Raw genomic sequence first — 20,121 nt, 5'->3', positions numbered from 1 at the left:
TTGATAAGTGTAAACGGTTTATTAGTTGAATACAGGTAAGTGGTGAGTTAAGTTTAATACATACCACAACAACATTAATAACACTGCTTAATGAGTGTTAGTGCGTTATACTTTGTAAAAATAGTTACTATACTGAAACTATCTTAATCAATACAATCTTTATCTTGATAAAGGATGTGAAATCAATGAAAATCGAAGCGAATGACAAAGAAGTTCAGGATATATTTGCTCTAGGTTATTTTAAAATTCCAAGATTTCAACGTCCTTATTCATGGACTGATGAAGAAGTTACTAATTTTTGGGAAGATGTCATCATTAGAGATTATGAACATTATTTTATAGGCTCAATGGTTGTTTATCAAACAGAAAAACCCTACTATGGCATAGTTGATGGACAACAAAGATTAACAACTATTACATTAATGCTTGCTGCCATAAGAAATGCTTTTTTTGAGTATAGAGATGAAAATTTAGCTAGAGGAGTACATCAATATATTGAGAAAGCTAATATAGATAATATAAATGAATATGTTTTAAACTCAGAGACATCTTTTCCTTATCTACAAGGATATATACAAAGTTTTAACAAAGTAGAAATAAAATATAGTGTGGGTAATGAAGAGCAAAATCTCAAATCAGCATTTGAATTAATCAATAAAAAGCTGTATGCCATGATTCCTAGATTTGATAGTAATGATCTTGGTAATGATTTATTTCAAGAGCGAACATTTCAAATATTAGAAACTCTAAAATCTTTAAGAAAGAAAGTTCTTTCTTTAAAACTAGTATTCATTCAATTAGATAATGAGGATGATGCTTATTTAATTTTTGAAACTCTCAATACTAGAGGCAAAGATCTTACTACGCCTGATTTAGTAAAAAACCTACTTTTACAGAAACTAAGAGCTTCCAATTTAACATTAGACAGTTCTAAAGTTATATGGAATGGAATTTTAGAAAAATTTGACAATAATGGATTAGAGCAAACTGTTGTAGAATCTTTTTTGTATCATCATTGGCTTTCTAAGTATGGTGATACGACTCAAAAACAATTATTTGGTGAAATCAAAAGTTACATTGATTCCTCTAATAAAAATAAGTCTGGCAATCAATCTCATTTATTATTATTAGAATTTCAAAAGAACTCAGAATATTACGTTTCAATTGTATCTCCAGACAGCTATCAATGGAGTCCAGAAGAAAAAAATAGCATTTATCAATCATTAAAAGCACTACGTCTTTTTAATGTCAAACAACAAACATCAATGATTTTATCCCTTATCAGGGCATATAGAGAAAGTAAGATAACATTAAAAGTATTACGTCAAATTTTATGGAAAATTGAATGTTTTCATTTTATTTTTAATTCAATCACCTCTCAAAGATCTTCCGGTTCAATTGCTCCACTTTATTCCAAATATGCTCAAGAACTTTCTAATACTGACAATCCAGATAAAATTCAATCAATTCATACAAGCTTAGTAAGGAAGCTCAAAGAGAAACTACCTAGCTTGGATGAATTTGAAGTAGATTTTCTGGATTTAATTTATACAAAAAATAAACAAAGAGATAAAAAAGTCATACAATATATACTTGAAAAGTTCATAGGACAAAATACTAATGGACTACCCATTGATTATAGTTCTGCTAGTATTGAACATCTCTTAGCACAATCTAAAGGAGAGGAAGAAATAGTCGGCAGTATAGGAAATTTAATATTAGTAGATAAAACAACCAACAGTGAAGAACTAAAAAATTATGATTTTCTGAAAAAAATTGAAATTCTAAAAGATAAAAAATATCCACTTGATGATTATTTGTTGAAGGCTACTCAATGGACTGAGGAGGAAATTAAAGAGCGAGGGAAAGCAATGTCTCACAAAGCATATAATGAAATTTGGAAGTTGTAAATGTAATTGTCTAAACTTTTGCAGTAGCTCAAAATTTTCCTAGTTTTAACAAACTCGTTTAACACTTTTCTTGTTACGGCGATATGTGAAAGAATTAGTAGGTTGGGTTGAGGAACGAAACCCAACATTATCCATCTTCGCAACGCTGATGTTGGGTTTCACTTTGTTTAACCCAACCTACAATTTCAGCTACAATTTAGGCGATATCTACTCTTTACCGATATTAAAATCAAATACAATTTCTTGCCCAGCACCCCACGTAATATCATACGTACCCTGACGAACAGAACGATGAAAGCTGGAATATTCCCAATCTTTTGGAGCTTTCACTAAACCATGTTTGACAGGATTGTAGTGGATATATTCAAGGTGATTTTTAAAATCTACGTCGTCTCTAATCAAGTGTTCCCAAAAACGACGCTGCCAAATACCTCGCTCTTTTTTATTTTGCCTTGAAGTAGAGAGATTTTGCTGTGATAGAGTAACGCACTGGCGACTAAAATAGCTTTTGATCAAACGCCAACGAGTAGAAAAATTACAATCGCCCTGTGGTAATGTCCAAATACAGTGCAGATGATCGGGTAATAAAACAAAGGCATCAATTATAAATGGGTGTTGTCGCATTACATACCGAAAAATATTTCTCAATAAAGATACGTTAGTCGGTAAGCATAATAGTCTTTGCCTTTTATGGGTTACGAGTGTAAAAAAGTAAGTGCCACCTTCTATTGTGGCTCGGCGATATTGCATTAAGTTAATTTTATGATGGTTATATTTCGGGCTTTATTCCAAAGTATTGGTTATAAAGGGTACCGTCAACTTATTGTTTTTGAGATGTGAGTTAAAAAATGAGTGAAGGGCAATCTAATAACCTAAAGTAGATGTTGGGTTTCGTTCCTCAACCCAACCTACGATTATGTCTGATTTAGAGTTTGACGATACCCTTAGTCTATTTGCGATCGCACTCAGCATCTCTATGGTCATTGGTGTGATCGCTGGACTAATTAAAATCTTAAAATCTAGCTCATCTTAATTGTTCTATAGCCATTTTCAATCCCGTAAGGTACAGGTATGAAAATAGACCTAACCCCCTAACTCCTCTCCCCAAGGGCTATCCATTACCCGGATCTTTCTTAACATTGTTGTAAGGCAGACTGTGAAGGAATGACAGAATTAAACAACAGCAGAATGATTGACTTGAAAGACAAAAGATGTGGAAAAATATAGTGCGATCGCGTAGCGTGCCGGAGGCAATCGTTAACAACAAACGTCATCTGGAGAATCTCAGTGGAGAAGTTTTCAGGTAGGAGCAATGTCGTGTAATCGCCGCAACCCACGCCAAATGGTTTTCACTCCAGGTTCACCATCACCCGCAACTATACTTTCTCTCAAAACTATACCCATCAACCGTTTTGGTCTATTTTTCAGTATTTTGTCTGTTTGTTAAGAAAAATCTGGGTAATGGATAGCCGCAAGCGGGGAGGGTTAGGGTGGGGAAAAACTGACGCGAAAAACCAGGTGTCATACTTGTGTGTACACCGTAGTCTTCATGTCGGAGAGGGGCTGGGGGAGAGGTCAAATAGACTTGTCGAACTCACGTTAATGTACAGTCAAGGGAATCCCGTTATCTTTGGGTTTCAACTTGAGAATAAATGGCACAGCTTTCAATACCCAATCGGACACGGGTGTATAATTAGCAGCTTCTTCTCCAAAGCTAATAGAGAGCATATCTGTATGAATAATCCCTGGATTGAGAGGTATGGCTGCCATACCAGCCGGCAATTCTTGTGCCAAAGAACGAGTTAATCCTTCGATTGCCCACTTAGAAGCACAGTATGGTGCAACTTGGGCTGAAGTAGAACGTCCCCAGCCAGAACTAAAGTTAACAATAATACCCCGTTTGTTTTTCACCATTGCTGGTACAAAATGGCGAATTATATTCACTACTCCTTTGATATTGATATCTATTAGATCAGAAAATTCTTCGGATGGTATTTCCCACAAAGGTGCTGGGTAATTAGTAATTGCCGCATTATTAATCACTATATCTGGCGGTTCATATTTGTTCAATACGTCTAGTGCCCATTTTTCTACTTGCTGTTCATTTGCCACGTCTACAGATGTGAAATCATTGGGCGCGCTAAACTTCTGGCTTATTTTCTGGATAGCATCTGATGAACGAGCGCAACCAATAACAGTATGTCCCTCTTGAATAAAACGCTTGGTCATCGCATAACCTAGACCTTTGCTTATGCCTGTAATTAAGATGAGCTTAGTCATATTTTTCTGCTATTAAACGTATCATTAGCAAACTTTTCGTGGGTAGATATTTTGACCAAATGCCCTGCATATTGTAAACCAATAACAAATGCATAACCCGGCTTTGCGTCTTCTCTTAACCCTACTGCCAGGATCATTATGCAAATTGCAGCCACACGTCAATAAGAAGCAAGTGCGATCGCTGCTTCTAACACTTTGGTAAGACAACTTGCTGAAATTAGCAATTTTGGGCTAGTCAGGTACTAGTGAAACCCAAAAGCATCTGCATAATTTTTTAACTTTGCTTGCAGAGAGAAGTACTTAAAGTTACTTAATGCATCAAACGCTACCCACTTTCATAGTTAGCGCTAGGATAGCTATGTATTTTATGAAAGTATAAATATGGCTCAAACTTTTTACGTAAATCCAGTATCAGGCAGCAATACCAATCCAGGTACTCAACAAGCCCCCTTCAAAACTATTACGCAAGCCCTGAAGGTAGCGACTGTTAATACCAAGATTCAACTAGCAGATGGTAATTACAATGCTGCTAGCGGTGAAGTCTTTCCGTTAACGATTCCATCTGGCGTAACAGTGGTGGGTAATGAAGCTAATAAAGGCAATGGTATTTTAATTGAAGGAAGTGGTAGTTACCTGAGCCGTACTTTTGCTGGTCAGAATGTCACTTTTGTGCTGCTAGATAAAGCTGAACTGCGGGGAGTGACTGTAACAAATTTGGCTAGTCGTGGTAGTGGTGTCTGGATTGAATCAACTGCCCCTACTGTTGCTAATAGCACCTTCATTAATAATAAACGGGAGGGAGTATTTGCTACAGGCGATGCTAACCCAGTGGTTCTAGGTAATGTGTTCAGTGAGAATGCAGCCAATGGAATTGCGATCGCTAAAAATTCTAAAGGTCAAATTGAAAATAATACCTACTTCAAAACAGGTTTTGGCATTGCCATTAGTGATACTGCATCACCCATCCTTCGAGATAACAGAATTTATGAAAACCGTTCTGGCATTGTGATCTCTGGTAGTGCCCGTCCCGTATTACGTAATAATGTCAGTGAAAAGAATACTGATGATGGGATCACAGTAATTGGAACTGCTCTCCCCGATATCGGCAGTATAAATAGTCCAGGAGGCAATACTCTACGCAATAACGGTAAATTTGATTTGCAAAATGTCAGTTCCAACAAGCTGATTTCTCTAGGAAATAAAATAGATGTGTCTAAAGTTGCCGGAAACATAGAGTTTGCAGATAGTTTGGTTCCAACACCAACTCCGACACCAACACCAACGCCAACACCCACGCCAACGCCAACGCCAACACCAACGCCAACACCCACGCCAACACCAACGCCAACACCCACACCAACGCCAACACCCACGCCAACTCCAACGCCAACTCCAACGCCAACTCCAACACCAACTCCAACAATCGAATTAACTGATATTGCAAATCATTGGGCAGGTGGGTTTATTCGAGAATTAGTCAAATTGGGGATAGTTAATGGTTTTCCGGATCGCACATTTAAACCCGATGCGACAATGACACGGGCACAATTCGCGGCAATAGTGGTAAAAGCTTTCAACCCACCACCAAGCCGTGCAGCGATCAAATTCAAAGATGTACCAGCAGACTTCTGGGCATCTAAGGTGATTCAGCAGGCATATCAGGGTTTATTTCTGTCTGGTTTTCCCGACAATACCTTTAGTCCCAACAAAAATATCCAGCGCGTCCAAGTAATTGTCTCTTTGGTAAATGGACTGGGGTTATCTAGTGACGGTACGGCAAGTATCAAAGTTTTCGATGACCAAGTTAAAATTCCTGAATATGCCAAGGATGAAGTCGCAAAAGCTATAGACAAAGAAATTATCGTCAATCACCCGAATTTGAAACAACTCAATCCTACCCGCGATGCTACACGCGGTGAGGTAGCGGCGATAGTGTATCAAGCTTTGGTAGATGCTGGCCGTGTAGCAGCGATCAACTCGCCTTATATAGTGACTGCTTGAGGGAGGCAGGGGCAGGGGAGACAAGGGGACAAGGGGGAATTATTGAACAACTCTCTCCCTTGTCTCCCCCCTCTCTTCTTCGTCTACCTTGTCTCTTCTCCATGCCCTCTGCATACCTCTGCCTCTGGAGCATCCTTATGCTACCTACCCTTCAGCTTAACAAGTGTGCTATTCAAGCCACGGGTGTTGGTGAAAGTTAAAAGCGAACGCTGGGAAAATAAACGTTCGCTTAACTCTACTTGCCGAACATAGTGGTTAGTTGCTTGTTACTAGCATACTATAGACTGTGAATTTGAGAGCATTTGATAAAGATTTTGGTGCTAATGCCGATGAATTCGATCTAGTTGCTTCGCCCTCTAATACGCCCCCAGTGGCCCCACTTTCTTGGAAACCTAAATTAAATCAGGCTTTCTTGATTTTGAATTTTGAATTGGTATTATTACCATGTTCCAGTAATAGAATTGAGAGCGAAGGCTTGATAAAGTCTTCAACTATCAAAAGATAGATGCTTTAGTAGCAGATTTTACCTGTAAAAAAACAAAAGTCTGTATTCAAAGTAAGCTTGTAGCATATAAAACGCTTGTAAGATTTTTATGACTTCCCGGATTCGCTTTTTAATGTGCCCTCCTGACCACTACGATGTGGACTATGTGATTAATCCTTGGATGGAAGGGAATATTCATAAGTCATCGCGTGATCGCGCCGTGGAACAGTGGCAGCGACTACATCAAATCCTTAAACAACACGCCATTGTAGATTTAGTACCACCTGAAAAAGGCTGGCCTGATTTGGTTTTTACCGCCAATGCTGGCTTAGTTCTGGGCGATAATGTCGTCCTCAGCCGCTTTTTGCACAAAGAGCGTCAAGGAGAGGAGCCTTTCTTCAAGCAATGGTTTGAGGCAAATGGTTATACAGTCAATGAACTTCCCAAAGATTTGCCCTTTGAGGGAGCAGGAGACGCACTACTGGATCGGGAAGGACGCTGGTTATGGGCGGGATACGGTTTCCGCTCGGAATTAGATTCTCACCCTTATCTAGCTAAATGGCTGGATATTGAGGTGCTATCCCTACGATTAATAGACGAACGTTTCTATCACCTAGATACCTGTTTTTGTCCTTTAGCAAATGGCTATTTGCTATACTATCCCGGTGCTTTTGATTCTTACTCCAACCGCTTAATTGAAATGCGAGTCGCACCAGAAAAGCGGATCGCAATTGAAGAAGCTGATGCAGTCAACTTCGCTTGTAATGCGGTGAATGTGGATAGCATCGTCATCATGAACAAGACGAGTGATGCTTTGAAAAACCGTCTTACGGATGCAGGTTTCCATGTGTTAGAAACGCCGCTGACGGAATTTCTCAAAGCTGGTGGGGCGGCTAAATGCTTAACTCTGCGGGTTACAGAACCAGTTAGAGATGAAATTCATGCCACTGTCTCGGTAGAAAGCCGTGTCATTCGCATGGAAGGACATTTGTTAGATGCTGGCTTAATTAACCGCGCTTTGGATTTGATTATAGATGCTGGGGGAAGTTTCAAAGTCCTGAATTTCAACTTGGGAGAACAGCGCCAAAGTACTTCAGCCGCCGAGGTGAGAGTATCAGCACCATCCCATGAGGTGATGGAAGAAATCATCTCCCGATTGATTGATTTGGGTGCTGTAGATTTACCCCATGATGAGCGAGATGCGAAACTAGAGCCGGTAATTCAAGATGGCGTTGCGCCTGATGATTTCTACGTCAGTACCATTTATCCCACGGAAGTGCGAATTAATGGTCAGTGGATAAAGGTAGAAAATCAGCGGATGGATGGCGCGATCGCCATTACCGAAACTGCCAATGGCTTTGTAGCTCGGTGTAAAATACTCCGCGATTTAAAAGTTGGCGAACAGGTAATTGTAGATGTTTTAGGTATCCGCACCATCCGCAAAACTGAATCGCGGGAACTCCGCAGCACTCAAGAATTCAGCTTTATGTCGGCAGGAGTTTCCAGCGAACGGCGCGTGGAATTAGTCGTTGAGCAAGTGGCTTGGGAATTGCGTAAAATCCGCGATGCTGGTGGTAAAGTAGTTGTCACGGCTGGCCCTGTGGTGATTCACACTGGTGGCGGCGAACACCTGGCGCAACTGATTCGAGAAGGATATGTACAGGCATTACTGGGTGGTAATGCGATCGCAGTTCACGACATCGAGCAAAATATCATGGGCACTTCCTTGGGTGTAGACATGAAGCGGGGTGTCGCCGTACATGGAGGACACCGCCATCACCTCAAGGTAATTAATAGTATCCGTCGTTATGGCAGCATTCCCAAAGCTGTAGAGGCGGGAGCAATTAAAAGTGGCGTGATGTATGAGTGCGTCCACAATCATGTACCTTTTGTGCTTGCGGGTTCCATTCGGGATGACGGGCCTTTGCCTGATACCGTAATGGATTTGATTCAAGCACAGGAGCAATATGCCAAACACCTAGAAGGTGCAGAGATGATTTTAATGCTGTCATCGATGCTGCACTCCATTGGTGTGGGAAATATGACCCCGGCGGGTGTGAAGATGGTATGTGTCGATATTAATCCAGCTGTAGTGACTAAGTTAAGCGATCGCGGTTCTGTAGAATCGGTGGGTGTGGTGACAGATGTGGGTTTGTTCCTCAGTCTGTTGATTCAGCAGTTGGATAAGTTGACAAGTCCGTATGTAAATAAGGTAGGTTAAGAAAACGTAGACGCAAAGACGCAGACAAAGGGAAATGACAAGAGTAGCTTTTAGTGAAGAGTTGGAGATTAATTGGGTCAGTTTTATAGCTGATTTCTTGTTGGTAGGGATGGTTTTTGGCCCGCCTATCGCTCCTTTTTTGGCTGCGTCTGGAGTGTCTTTGCTTCCTGGAATTGCGGACATCATTTATTTCATGGGTAATCATGTTTGTCCGCAACCAGATATGGGGTTAGATTTAGCACCACCGTTTATTATGGCTGTGTGTATGCGCTGCTATGGCACTGTCACGGGTTTGCTAATTACTCGTCTGTTGTATGGGATAACTGGTGGTAAGGGATTTTACTGGTTAAATCAGTATGGCTGGAGCGGTGTGGCGATCGCAAGTGTGCTAATGATGGCTTATCCTTTGGAATTAGCAGCACAGGTTTTTGGCTTGTGGAGTTTTAATAACTATCTGGTTACGCCTTTTGGGTTGATTACGGGTTTGGCGTGGGGATTGTTTACTATGCCAATTTTGCATGGGTGGCATAGTGCTAAAACTAGCTTGACCAAATTGTAAGTTTTATCGCACAACTTAATAGAGTGGATTAATTTTTGTAAGTCGATGCAATGTCACTAATTAGCGATCGCTAGTATTTACAGTACTAGCGATCGCCATATTTGTTATTGCTGTAGTCTTACACTGGTTGTACCTATCTCCACCTTCTGCGCTCCTTCAACGATTTGGTAAAGTTTGTGTTCAAATTTCTGCATACACGCTGACCAATCAAATTCGAGTATAGAGGGGCGAGCGTGTCTAGTCATATCTGCTTTCAAATCGGGATTTTCCAGAATCGCAATTACCTTTTGGGCGAAATCTGTAGGATTGTTAGGTTGGGCGAGGAAACCGTTACGACCAGGAAATACCTGTTCTGAAGTTGATGGTGCAAAAACAGCAACCAGAGGTGTTCCAGACGCTAATGCTTCGTTATTTGTAGTGCAGAAGTTCTCGGTAACAGAGGGGTTGACAAAAACATCCGCTCTGGCAAACCAACCTAGAAGTTCTGTACCGTGAGACTCACCCCATACAGTAATACCCGATCCAAACTTTTTAGCACGCTCCCGGATCTCTTCATCTAGCGGGCCACTACCAACAATTACCAGATGGACATCAGGAATTTTAGCAGCTATGACTGGAAAGATATCAAGCAATTGGTTGACATTCTTTTCGGGTGTAATGCGTCCAACAAACAACAAAGTTGGTCGGTTATCGTTAGGAATTGGGTCGTAACAAATGTTTCGCGGGTGAAATTTTTCGCAATCGATACCTTGATAAGCGACGTATTCAGCGCGCTGGCATTTCAGTTCTTCGTATTTAGTCAGTTGTTCTTTAGAAGAGAAGTAATTGAAGTCATAAGACTCACTAAACTGCTTAACTAAAACGGGAACGATGGGACGAACCAAATTGAAAAATCGCTCTCCAAAGTAATATTTGATATACGCAACGATATCTGTATGGAAGAGTGATATTATTGGCGTGCCTGTTCGTTTTGCGTATTGAGTGCCGATTGGGCGACCATAACCTTGCAAGAAAAATGAGTATAAACCTCTCATTTGGGCTGCTTCTTCAACCACGATAATATCGGGCTTGAATTTCTCCAGTAGCTTGGTATCGCTCCAATGCCGATAGTTCAACGGTTGAGGAAGAGACTTGTAAAATAGCAGCGGTTCTGTAGGGAATGCGTAAGCAGAAAAATTGGGGAAAGATTGAATTTCCTCTAAACCTAGCATGGGGCGATCGCCAACATTTTTGGGGTAGCGATCGTTGATTTGTGGATGGATTAAAAAAACCTCATGTCCCTGCTCTAGCAACCAACGAACTCGTTGGTGAACTGCCACGGAAACACCAGTTAAGAAAGGAGCGTACAACCCTGTAAACAGTGCAATGCGAAGTTTTTGCTTAGTCATAATAAAGGGGAATATTTCACAAAATTGCTGGTTTTTAACTTAGGATTTACGCAGCAAATGTTTCATGAACATCCTGATTATTTTGCTCAGAAATTCCCGCTAATACAGTTAGACTAAGGATTTACGCATTGTCAAATAGCTGAAATTTTCGATTTTGAAGTGGATGTTTATAGTGCTTCTAGTTTGTGTGCAATAGAGTCTGACTCTCTCCATCTAGAAGAGATACTTTGAGCCACTCCTCTGACAGCAACAAAGGTTTTCCGCTTTCCTATTTTCTTAGGCTACGGTATACACACGGGTTTTACCCCACCCTAACCCTCCCCTTATAAAGGGGAGGGAACTAGATAAATTTCCGGTCTCCCCCCTTTATAAGGGGGGTAAATTCAGGGTTTGGGCTTCATTACCAAGATGTGTGTACACCGTAGCTTCTTAGGAGAGAGTTAGAGAAAGATAGGGAAAAGGTTGGAGATTAAGTAGACTCAATTGCAAACCCATATATAAACCTGGGTTAGAAACTATCAAAACATCCAAAAGGCTAAGTCAAAATTCCCCTTAATATATTTGTCTAAACCCTTGAAAAAATGTCAATACGTTTTGGTAATCAACAAGTAAAAACGTATATTTTGACAAGGGTTATAGCTAATATAGTTTTACTAAATATAAGATAATATAATTTGAAGACTAGGGAATGTTTAGTGTAATAACTTTCATGCCCTAGTTGATATTTAGCGATTTAATTCAAAGAGAAACCTTGCTATTAATAGGCTGATCCAACCATTGATAAGGGCGATATTCCACTAAGCGGACATTCCAAGGCCCTTTAACGCGATAGCTGACACCGCGCCAGGTAACTGTTGAAGTCCACAGGGATGATAGCATTGCTAACCCATAAACCCACTGTGTTAAGGGAATCCCAATCAACATTTTAATGATTGTAGCAGCTGATAATTTGGCGTATACGTGTAACGGCTTGCCGGTAGGCATCGCCTGGTCATTAGAGCGAACCACTCGCTGTATCTCTAATTCCAACACCAGCATTATTAAGAGTAATCCGACAGTGTAAACTCCATAGCAGACTAACAACAGAGCCGCAGCTTCCCATTTTGCCTCTAACAGCGACTCTAGAACTAACACGCTTAGTAAAGTCGGAAACAAAATGCTAGAAACAGCTTCACTCACAAGAGCCAACCAACGGGGATGATACAATCGAGAGAAAAGGATAAGCCGCTTGAGATAGTCTACTAAGTTGAATAAATCAGTCTCTTCACGATTGACTATTAGCAGCGAAGGCACAAACTTTACCTGAAAACCATGTTTTTTCAGGATGTCGTGCATCATAAAATCTTCGCCTAAAGCTTGTCCCCACTTATCTAGCAGTTCTGTTTGGCGAAGCACTTCTGTTTTCACAGCCAAAGTTCCACCCCAAGGAATCTGGAAGATAAACATTTGCACTACTGTAGACACATTGCCGACGTATCGCACCAAAGAACCCCAATACCTGCCTGTTGGCACGTACCACCGATTGCCGGTTGTTGCGCCGACTTTCGCATCGCCTAGAGGGCTGACTAATTCTCGCAGCCAATTTAAATGAACTATAGTATCAGCATCTACTAAAGCAACCACCTTGTAGGAGTCATCTAACTCACGGATAGCTTGGATTAAAGAACTGCATTTGAGACTACAATTGTTGCGTACTATTCTCAAAGGGCTGATTTGAACATTAGTCGCTTCTTGTTCAGTAATGGTTTCACTAGCAATTTTCCAAGCGGGATCTTCGTGGCTATCAACGATCAACTTTAAATCATACTGTGGATAGTTTTGATTTAGGAGCGATCGCAAACATCTAGGCAAAAACGGATCGGCTCCACGTAAGCAAAGAATTACTGCTGTTTTGGGTAACTGATCGTCTGGTAATAAGTTTTTTTTAGACGAGCGCAGATACCATATAAAGACAAGCGTAAAACACACCTGAATAACCAGCCAACCCATCAAAGACTTAGACAGAAATATTGCCAAATCTTCCATTAAATTTTTAGTCTCCGACAGAATGAGGGATTGGGCATTGGGGATTGGGCATTAGGCATGGGGCACAAGAGGCAAAGGGAAAAACTTACTGCAACTTCTCCCCTGCTCCCCTGCCTCTTTCCCCACTTGCCTTTAGGAATCGAGCGAATATTTCATGATGATGTTGACTGTTGTGTTTTTGTTTACAACAAAACTGGCATCACGAAACTTTGGTGTACCTGTTTGTATAGACACAGTTGGATTTTTAGAAATTCCAAAACCTTCTTCGGGAATTCCGAAAAAGTCTTTATTGAGTTTGCGATCGCCATTTTGATCGTCAACCACAGCGACAGCATAAGTTCCAGGCTTCAAACCGGAGAATTCTTTTTTTACAGAAGTGCCAGTAATCTTAGCGCAGCCACTTTGAGCTTCACTAGTACTACTCATTGGAAATCCTTTTTCACTTCCATAAACTCGAAAGCAAATCTCACCTTTTTTGTGATGTATTCCATTTACTACAACATTAAGTGTTGCAGTTGGCTCTGCGTTCACTGTTTTAGCAAAACTGATGCTTGCTAAAGTAGCAAGCAAAACATGAGATAGTTGAGATAGTTTCAGCATAATTTTGTAATCAGGATAAGTGATTTTGAGGCTGATAGAAAGGCGCGTTAGTCAGCTTTGATTTGTGAACTGATTCTTTCAAAGAATGACTTGCTCTTCTTTAATGAATGCTGTTGTCCAACCTTTCCAAAGTACTTGCAGCGCATTTAGCAAATCTTTCAGCAAAAGATATTCTGTCCCTTTTAACTGCTGATATAGACTTATATGACAACATAGCCGCTCATATAAACTCAGGGGACAACACCAGATGGAGAATATATACTCCCAAATCATTCTCCAATGTGGCAATAAAATTTTTCCTTTCTTTGCTGAATCAAACCACACTGCATACCCATAAAAATCGGGGAGCATACTCAAGAATGATTTTTGGTTTGTATTTGTTAACAACAAATAATTGGGAAAAAACATACTCATTGATTGTTGCGGATGACTTCTGATAAAAAATAGGTATTCAGGAATTTCATAAAACCTACCGAGAATACCAAGTCTTAACAAGAGAATTCCATCTGCATTACCATAACCACCCATAGGCGGTATCTTTTTCAAAATACTAGCGCGAATTACCCCGTAACATTGATAACATAAATGCTTGGTCAGCAATTCGTGAAAACGCTCCTGTGCTTTTAGTGCATCGGCCTTGACTTTGATATCGTAATTTTGGATAAAATTCCCCTGTTCATCAATGAAATATGCCTGGGAGTGACACAAGATTATAGTAGGATCTTGGTCAAGTACCTCAACACACTTCTTGATAAAATCTGGAGAATGTAAATCGTCATGAGCTGCCCATTTAAAATACTCACCCGAAGACAGTTTCAAGACGCGATTAAAGTTACCAGCACAACCGATATTTGTGTCATTGCGATAGTAACAAATACGTTGGTCTTGCTCGGCATAAGCTCTACAAATTTCCTCAGTTTTATCTGTCGAGGCGTTATCTGAAATAATAAGTTCAAAATCTTCAAAGGTCTGAGCTAAGAGTGAATCTATGGCTTCTTTGAGAAATTTTTCACCATTGTATACAGGTAATCCGATGCTCAATCGTGGCTGATTGCTACTCATAGAAAACAAGTATTCGGAAAATCTGTGGATTATTTTCTGCTTAATCGTAGTTAGGTAGATGCAACGTAATAATTCAGAATTCAGGAGTCATAATTAAGGATACTTTGATACCAATCTGAATCATTTCAAGTAAATCAAGTGTCTTCTAGGTTCTTCATTTTGTAATTATTCGGAATTCTGATTCTTGACTCCTGAATTCTCAAAATCTGTGAACTATTTCATCAAGCTTTGAATATCTGTTTTTTGCAGCCATTCATGTGTTTGCTGCATTCCTAATTCTAGGTCAATTGTTGGTTTGTAATTTAACAGATTTTGGGCTTTAGTAATGGAACAAGCGTAAGGACGAGTCATAAAATCTATAGACTCTGGTAAAATATCAACTTTTTTCCGAAACAGTTTTTGTCCTTGAACGCGTAGCTTTAGGAACAATTTGATTTCATCTTTCGATAATGAAAGGGGCGCTTGTAAATCTTCCATTGCTGCTAAACGCATAAAATACTCTTTCCAGGAAGTTTCTTGTCCATCAGTGATATTAAATATTTCACCGTAGATTTTTTTTTCCATCGCTAAAAAGATGCCATCAATCAGGTTATCTATATATACATGATTGATTACTCCTTTAGCATCATTAGCGCAAGCAAATAATTTTTGGCGCATCATCAGAATTGGTCTGACTATCCAGGGAATACTTCCAGGGCCATAAACATCTCCGGCTCGAATAATAATGATGCCAAAATCTGGAGGATTATTCAGTTCTAAAACTGCTGTTTCAGCTTCTATTTTCGTTTGACAGTAGGGATTATTTTCGCCAGAAAGTGGGCCGGATTCTGTAACACCATCAGGATAATTGAAACCATAAACCATTACACTGGATAAATGCACAAATGTTTTGACACCAGCTTGTTTAGCGGCTTTAGCTATATTGACAGTACCGCCAACATTCACATCACGAAAATGCTTAATTGCACCAGCTTCTTCGGCAATTTGCTCTGTATGTAAAACGATATCTACTCCCTGACAAGCCTTTTGAGCAATAGTAGAATCGGTTATACTACCAATAATTACCTCTACACCTAAATTCTGTAATTGTTTGTTCTGTTCTGTAGAACTTTGTAGTCCACGAACTTTCATCCCTTGCGCTATGGCTAACTCGGCTGTACGCAAACCGACAAATTCATTAATTCCAGTAATTAGGAGAGTTTTGTCTTTGAGGTTCATAAAATCGTAATTATTGTTAAATAGGTGAATTTGAGTTATTAGATAAAAAACTTTAAGTAGTACCAAATTTAAATATTGGTAAATACTTTTAATTTAAAATCTAGGCTTGCTATAAAAGGAATTTTTCTGTGGAGAGGTGGCACTAATACTTAGGTTTCAATTCATATAGTGGTCAAATCACCAAGTTATTTTGCAGCGAACGATCAGTTAGAAAATATCTCCTGGATCTGCGGAGCGGAGTTTATTAATAGCAAGTGCTCCTGATGTTATACACATTAAAACTGTTGAAGTTAAGACAATCACTGCATTATTAGTAGTCATAATTATTGGCAGCTTAGTTGCTTCTGCGGCAAAACTATATAACAAAACAGAAGTAAGAAATCCTGGAATATAACCTAAGATTGCCAAAATCAAAGCTTGCTGAAATACCACATTTAATAAATAGCTATTGGCGTAGCCTATGGCTTTTAAAGTGGCGTAAGCAACGAACTGTGTAGCAATATTGCTGTAAAGAATTTGATAAACAATAACCACACCAACAACCGCAGCCATTGTCAACATCAAGTTAAGAATAAAACCAATGGGTGTTCTGACAGCCCAATATTTTTTTTCAAAATCAATAAAGCCTTGGCGGGTAAAAACTTGAACATCATTAGGCAAACTTGCTTGTAAATTTTTTAGTACTGTTTCTGCATTAGTACCAGGTTTGAGGGAGATCAAACCAATATCAATCATATCTGCCGGACGAGTATTGGGATTTATCCTCAAGAAAGTGGAGTCACTAACAAGTAAATTTCCATCTACACCAAAGGAAGGGCCTAATGTGAATAAGCCACCAATTCTTACTCGATAACCAATTAATGAATTGAAGGGAAATATTTCAATTGTCTGTGCAGTTTCTCCCGCATTAAATTTTTCAGCTATTGGGCCAAACTCTGGGCGAGAACCCCGGTCAAAAAGCATGACATCGGGAGTTTTGAGTTTATCTAAATTTTTCTCAACTTCCGGTAGATTGATCACAGGTCTACCTGGATCGAAACCAATAACGTATATTGAATATTTCTCACCAGTTGCCGGATTTTTCAATTTGGCAAATTGCAAATACATGGGGCTAACTGACTCCACACCGTCAAACCCCAAAGATTGGTACAAACGAGTCCGCGAAAAGCTTTGATTTGAGGTCAAAGATTTATATTGCGAACTAACTAAAAATAAATCTCCTTTGAGATTTTGATGGACTGCGGTTGCGCTGGAATAGAGGGCATCTTGAAAACCAAGTTGCACAAACATTAACAACACAATAAAACCAATCCCGGCTACAGCTACTAATAAACGAACTTTTTGCTGGGCTAGCTGTAGCCATGCTAAAGGAATTTTGAAAATCATGGATTTATTTATCATTTGTCATTTGTCATTTGTCATTTGTCATTTGTTAATGACCAATGCTTTATGCCTTATGCCCCATGTCCAATGACTATATTTGAATGGCGACATCCACTTGTAAGTTGGTTAAACGAGCCACCCGCTCACTATCTGCGGGATTATCGATGGAGATTTTTACCTCAATTATTCTGCGGTCTGTATCTGAACCAGGGTTAAGGCTAAAGATGCTTTGTTTGTCAACTTGCCAACCAATTTCTTTCACAGTTCCTTTTAATGTGCCAGGGAATGCAGTACTGTTAATGGTGGCTTTTTGTCCTACACGCACTTTTTGAACATCAGTTTGATACACCTCTGCAATCACATACATTTGAGATGTCTTACCGATTTCAGCAAATCCTGTGTTGGTGCTGATGACTTCTCCGGTTTTGGCGTGAATTTTCAAAATTTTGCCATTTATGGGAGATTTTATATAACTTAAATCCAAGTCAGCTTTTGCTTGTTGAACAGCAGTTGTGGCACTATTGACTTCGGTTTGTGCGACTTGAACATCTACACTACGCACTTCACTAATACTGGTGAGTTGCGCTTGTGCTTGCTTACGTTGTTCTTGGAATGTGTCTTGAGTCCGCTTGAGAGTGGCTTGGGCTTCTGTTAGTTGCTGTTGTGTAGTCTTTAGTTGCAAAGCTTTGGTATCTGCTACAGAAGCTGCGATCGCACCTTGTTTATATAATTGCTGGTAGCGATTATTTTCGGCTTGAGCGTTGTCTACTTCCGCCTGGATGCGGGCAATTGTCGCCTCTTGGGTCGCAACATCCCCTTTATATTGTGGCTCTAAACGAGCGATCGCAGCCTTTTGAGCATCGACATCTCCGGTTTTAGCTCCAGATTTCACCTGTGCTAATTTAGCTTTGGCAACTTGCAGTTTGTCTAAAGCCTGTTGCAATGCGGTTCTAGAACGACCATAGTTTTCGAGATAGGCCAATAATTGCCCTGCTTTAACCGTATCTCCTTCTTTCACCAACAGTCTGTCTACTCGTACCCCATTATTAGAAGCAGGAGCAGTCAAAGAAGTAACTTCACCTTCTGGCTCCAAACGTCCCAAAGCAGTTACAGCAACTTTCGCAGGAGCAGCAGCTTTTGGAGGAAATGCTTTCGATGTCACAACTTTGGGTTTAGACCAATAGGGTGTCAAACTATAGAAAGTGATTAATCCAGCCGCTAAAGTGAGAGAAGCTGCTAAAATTACTTGCGATCGGCCTACGGGTTTTGTGAATAATCGACTTTCTTTATTTACTGCCATATTTTCATGCCAATTCTGGTTTTTTTAAGGGATATCCTGGTTATATTTAGTCGATTAAAATAGACTCATCCGCAAATTACCAAGAGGGCTTTTCCTCTAGGTTTTCTACTTTAATCAAGTCGATGGGTCTAAATTGGTTTTATATGAATTGTTGTACGCTTTTACCGCCCAAACTACTATTGTGGCGTGGAAATTAATGGCGTCTTACTTCAAAGCTTCCTAAGTTATATCCTAATTTGATATCTAATCCAGTAGCGTAAAATACAATAGCGCTAGTCAGAAAATTTAACTTTCAAGAACAACGAAGCGCTAATAAAAATGAACTCAAAACCTGGATTAACTTGTTGTTAAGTATGGACTAAAAATTGATTATTGTCAATCATTTTAATTTACATAAATCCTGATTCTATCACTAAAATGTTTCATCACCTGAAGATTAGGTACTGAATAAATGTACCGGATGCTAATCTCTTGTCTAGCAATTAAATACCTACAAATAGTTCGTTATTAAGCAGATTTGATATTACTAACAGATTATTATTATCAAGGTGGTGTAATATAAGACATTCTTCTAACGATTTTTAGTAAGAGCAATTCATCAATTGTACTTTTTTAAGCTGTTAGCCCTGTAATTGATTGCAAACGGGGCAGTTGGTAGATGAGATACAAAATCTGAGCTTTGCTTCGGTTTACTTTTTACTTAAGATTCATTTAACCCGTATTATGTTTATCAAGCAACATACTTAAAATTAATATTTGCTTTATAAATAACCACTTTCCTTCTTAACTTGACTTATATTAAAAAATAACCAACAATTTTGATTCAAGTATGATATTTTTCTGAAAAATAATACTTATAGTTATTGGCTTTATCTATGTATTCATTGAATTGTTACTTACTAGACAGCAGATTTGTAGTGTTAACTTAACCAAGCGAATATTTATGTTTAACCCGTAGGTAACAAAATTCCTCATATACTTATTTAGTCGTTAATTATACTTCTATGCTAAATTTATTCAAAATTCCTATCGATAAGAGTATATGGTTATTTATAAAATAACTTTAAAGGAATGATTTAGTTTTTGTAAAGTATGCTAATGTTTTTATTAATTCAATGCTTTAAAGTAGTTAGACAAAGTAGTTATTTAATTAATATTTTGAAATTAAAAGTAACTAAATATAACTGCGTTGTCATTACTTAGAGATTGTTTAATTACTTTTTCAATTTGCATAAACTCGGATTAAAGGTGGTGTCTTTTCTGTAACGAACTTGTCAACTTTACTGGGTCAAATACCATAAAATATATTATCCCGGACGTTGAAATTAGCTATGACATTGATTTAGATACAGAACGTTGTTATTAACACCTGCTATGTTGCTGTGTTTAGGCTAGATAATAAAACGGTTTCGGGTGAAAAAATGTTTCTGTTTTCTTAGCTACTCCTCAGTTTTCTTCGCTCCAGTAGGATACTATTGCTCAAAATCTCTACTATTACAAATGGATTGAATTCACTGGTCAAGCAGCTATTACACTCCAAGACTATTTTACCAGTTTTAACAACATCATCGACCTATTGCCACAATATCAAGAGTCTAGCGTTGGATAAGATTTTTTGCGATGTCTACGACGGGCTACGCCTACGCAGTGTGCCAAAGTCGCCTGGAAACATAAAGCTTTACCCTGGCAG

The 20,121-nt window shown here is 39.2% G+C and carries 13 protein-coding genes and 1 pseudogene; 5 read left to right on the top strand and 9 right to left on the bottom strand.

The annotated features are described in order from the left end of the window. The first annotated feature begins 185 nt into the window (after positions 1–185). Complete coding sequence (locus tag RMY27_RS14255; protein WP_322664187.1) at positions 186–1,910, top strand: DUF262 domain-containing HNH endonuclease family protein; 1,725 nt, start codon at positions 186–188, stop codon at positions 1,908–1,910. A gap of 207 nt (positions 1,911–2,117) precedes the next feature. Here the strand turns inward: RMY27_RS14255 and RMY27_RS14250 are convergent, their stop codons facing one another. Beyond that, on the bottom strand, positions 2,118–2,660 hold the full coding sequence (locus RMY27_RS14250; RefSeq protein WP_322664186.1) for an REP-associated tyrosine transposase: 543 nt from the start codon (positions 2,658–2,660) through the stop codon (positions 2,118–2,120). Between the two features lie 849 nt (positions 2,661–3,509). Next, a complete protein-coding gene (locus RMY27_RS14245) occupies positions 3,510–4,190 on the bottom strand; it encodes an SDR family oxidoreductase (RefSeq protein WP_322664184.1) in 681 nt (226 codons plus the stop codon). Between the two features lie 381 nt (positions 4,191–4,571). Between RMY27_RS14245 and RMY27_RS14240 the strand changes: the two genes are divergently transcribed. The 3 genes from RMY27_RS14240 to RMY27_RS14230 all read left to right on the top strand — a co-directional run bounded on the left by RMY27_RS14240 (position 4,572) and on the right by RMY27_RS14230 (position 9,455). Next, positions 4,572–6,191 (top strand): DUF1565 domain-containing protein, encoded by a 1,620-nt coding sequence (locus RMY27_RS14240; RefSeq protein ID WP_322664182.1) that lies wholly within the window; start codon positions 4,572–4,574, stop codon positions 6,189–6,191. 593 nt (positions 6,192–6,784) lie between these two features. Continuing rightward, entirely contained in the window at positions 6,785–8,896 is a 2,112-nt protein-coding gene (locus RMY27_RS14235) for a TIGR00300 family protein (protein WP_322664180.1), read from the top strand. Between the two features lie 34 nt (positions 8,897–8,930). Beyond that, complete coding sequence (locus RMY27_RS14230) at positions 8,931–9,455, top strand: DUF2085 domain-containing protein (protein ID WP_322664178.1); 525 nt, start codon at positions 8,931–8,933, stop codon at positions 9,453–9,455. Positions 9,456–9,559: 104 nt separating this feature from the next. On the opposite strand, the gene RMY27_RS14225 is transcribed toward RMY27_RS14230, so the two are convergent. From RMY27_RS14225 to RMY27_RS14195, 7 genes are all read right to left on the bottom strand, one after another. Continuing rightward, a complete protein-coding gene (locus RMY27_RS14225) occupies positions 9,560–10,843 on the bottom strand; it encodes a glycosyltransferase (protein ID WP_322664176.1) in 1,284 nt (427 codons plus the stop codon). Between the two features lie 738 nt (positions 10,844–11,581). After that, positions 11,582–12,868, bottom strand: a complete 1,287-nt coding sequence (locus RMY27_RS14220) for a glycosyltransferase family 2 protein (protein WP_322664174.1) — start codon at positions 12,866–12,868, stop codon at positions 11,582–11,584. Positions 12,869–13,000: 132 nt separating this feature from the next. Further along, positions 13,001–13,468: a DUF2141 domain-containing protein gene (locus RMY27_RS14215; protein ID WP_322664171.1), complete on the bottom strand. Its 468-nt coding sequence runs from the start codon at positions 13,466–13,468 to the stop codon at positions 13,001–13,003. 78 nt (positions 13,469–13,546) lie between these two features. Further along, entirely contained in the window at positions 13,547–14,530 is a 984-nt protein-coding gene (locus RMY27_RS14210) for a glycosyltransferase family 2 protein (protein ID WP_322664170.1), read from the bottom strand. A 213-nt stretch (positions 14,531–14,743) separates the two neighbouring features. Beyond that, positions 14,744–15,748 (bottom strand): NAD-dependent epimerase/dehydratase family protein, encoded by a 1,005-nt coding sequence (locus tag RMY27_RS14205; RefSeq protein ID WP_322664169.1) that lies wholly within the window; start codon positions 15,746–15,748, stop codon positions 14,744–14,746. Positions 15,749–15,955: 207 nt separating this feature from the next. Then, complete coding sequence (gene devC, locus RMY27_RS14200; RefSeq protein WP_322664256.1) at positions 15,956–17,134, bottom strand: ABC transporter permease DevC; 1,179 nt, start codon at positions 17,132–17,134, stop codon at positions 15,956–15,958. Between the two features lie 88 nt (positions 17,135–17,222). Continuing rightward, the gene (locus tag RMY27_RS14195; protein WP_322664167.1) at positions 17,223–18,431 is read right to left on the bottom strand and encodes an ABC exporter membrane fusion protein; all 1,209 of its coding nucleotides are present in this window, start codon (positions 18,429–18,431) and stop codon (positions 17,223–17,225) included. 1,346 nt (positions 18,432–19,777) lie between these two features. On the opposite strand from RMY27_RS14195, the pseudogene RMY27_RS14190 reads away from it, so the two are divergent. Further along, a pseudogene (locus tag RMY27_RS14190) lies at positions 19,778–20,040 on the top strand (hypothetical protein). The last annotated feature ends 81 nt before the right edge of the window (positions 20,041–20,121 follow it).

Source organism: Nostoc sp. DedQUE09 (assembly GCF_034530915.1).
In the GTDB taxonomy this organism is placed as follows: Bacteria; Cyanobacteriota; Cyanobacteriia; order Cyanobacteriales; family Nostocaceae; genus Nostoc.
Note: the sequence above shows the minus strand (reverse complement) of the source record. Positions and strands in the feature narration are given on the sequence as shown.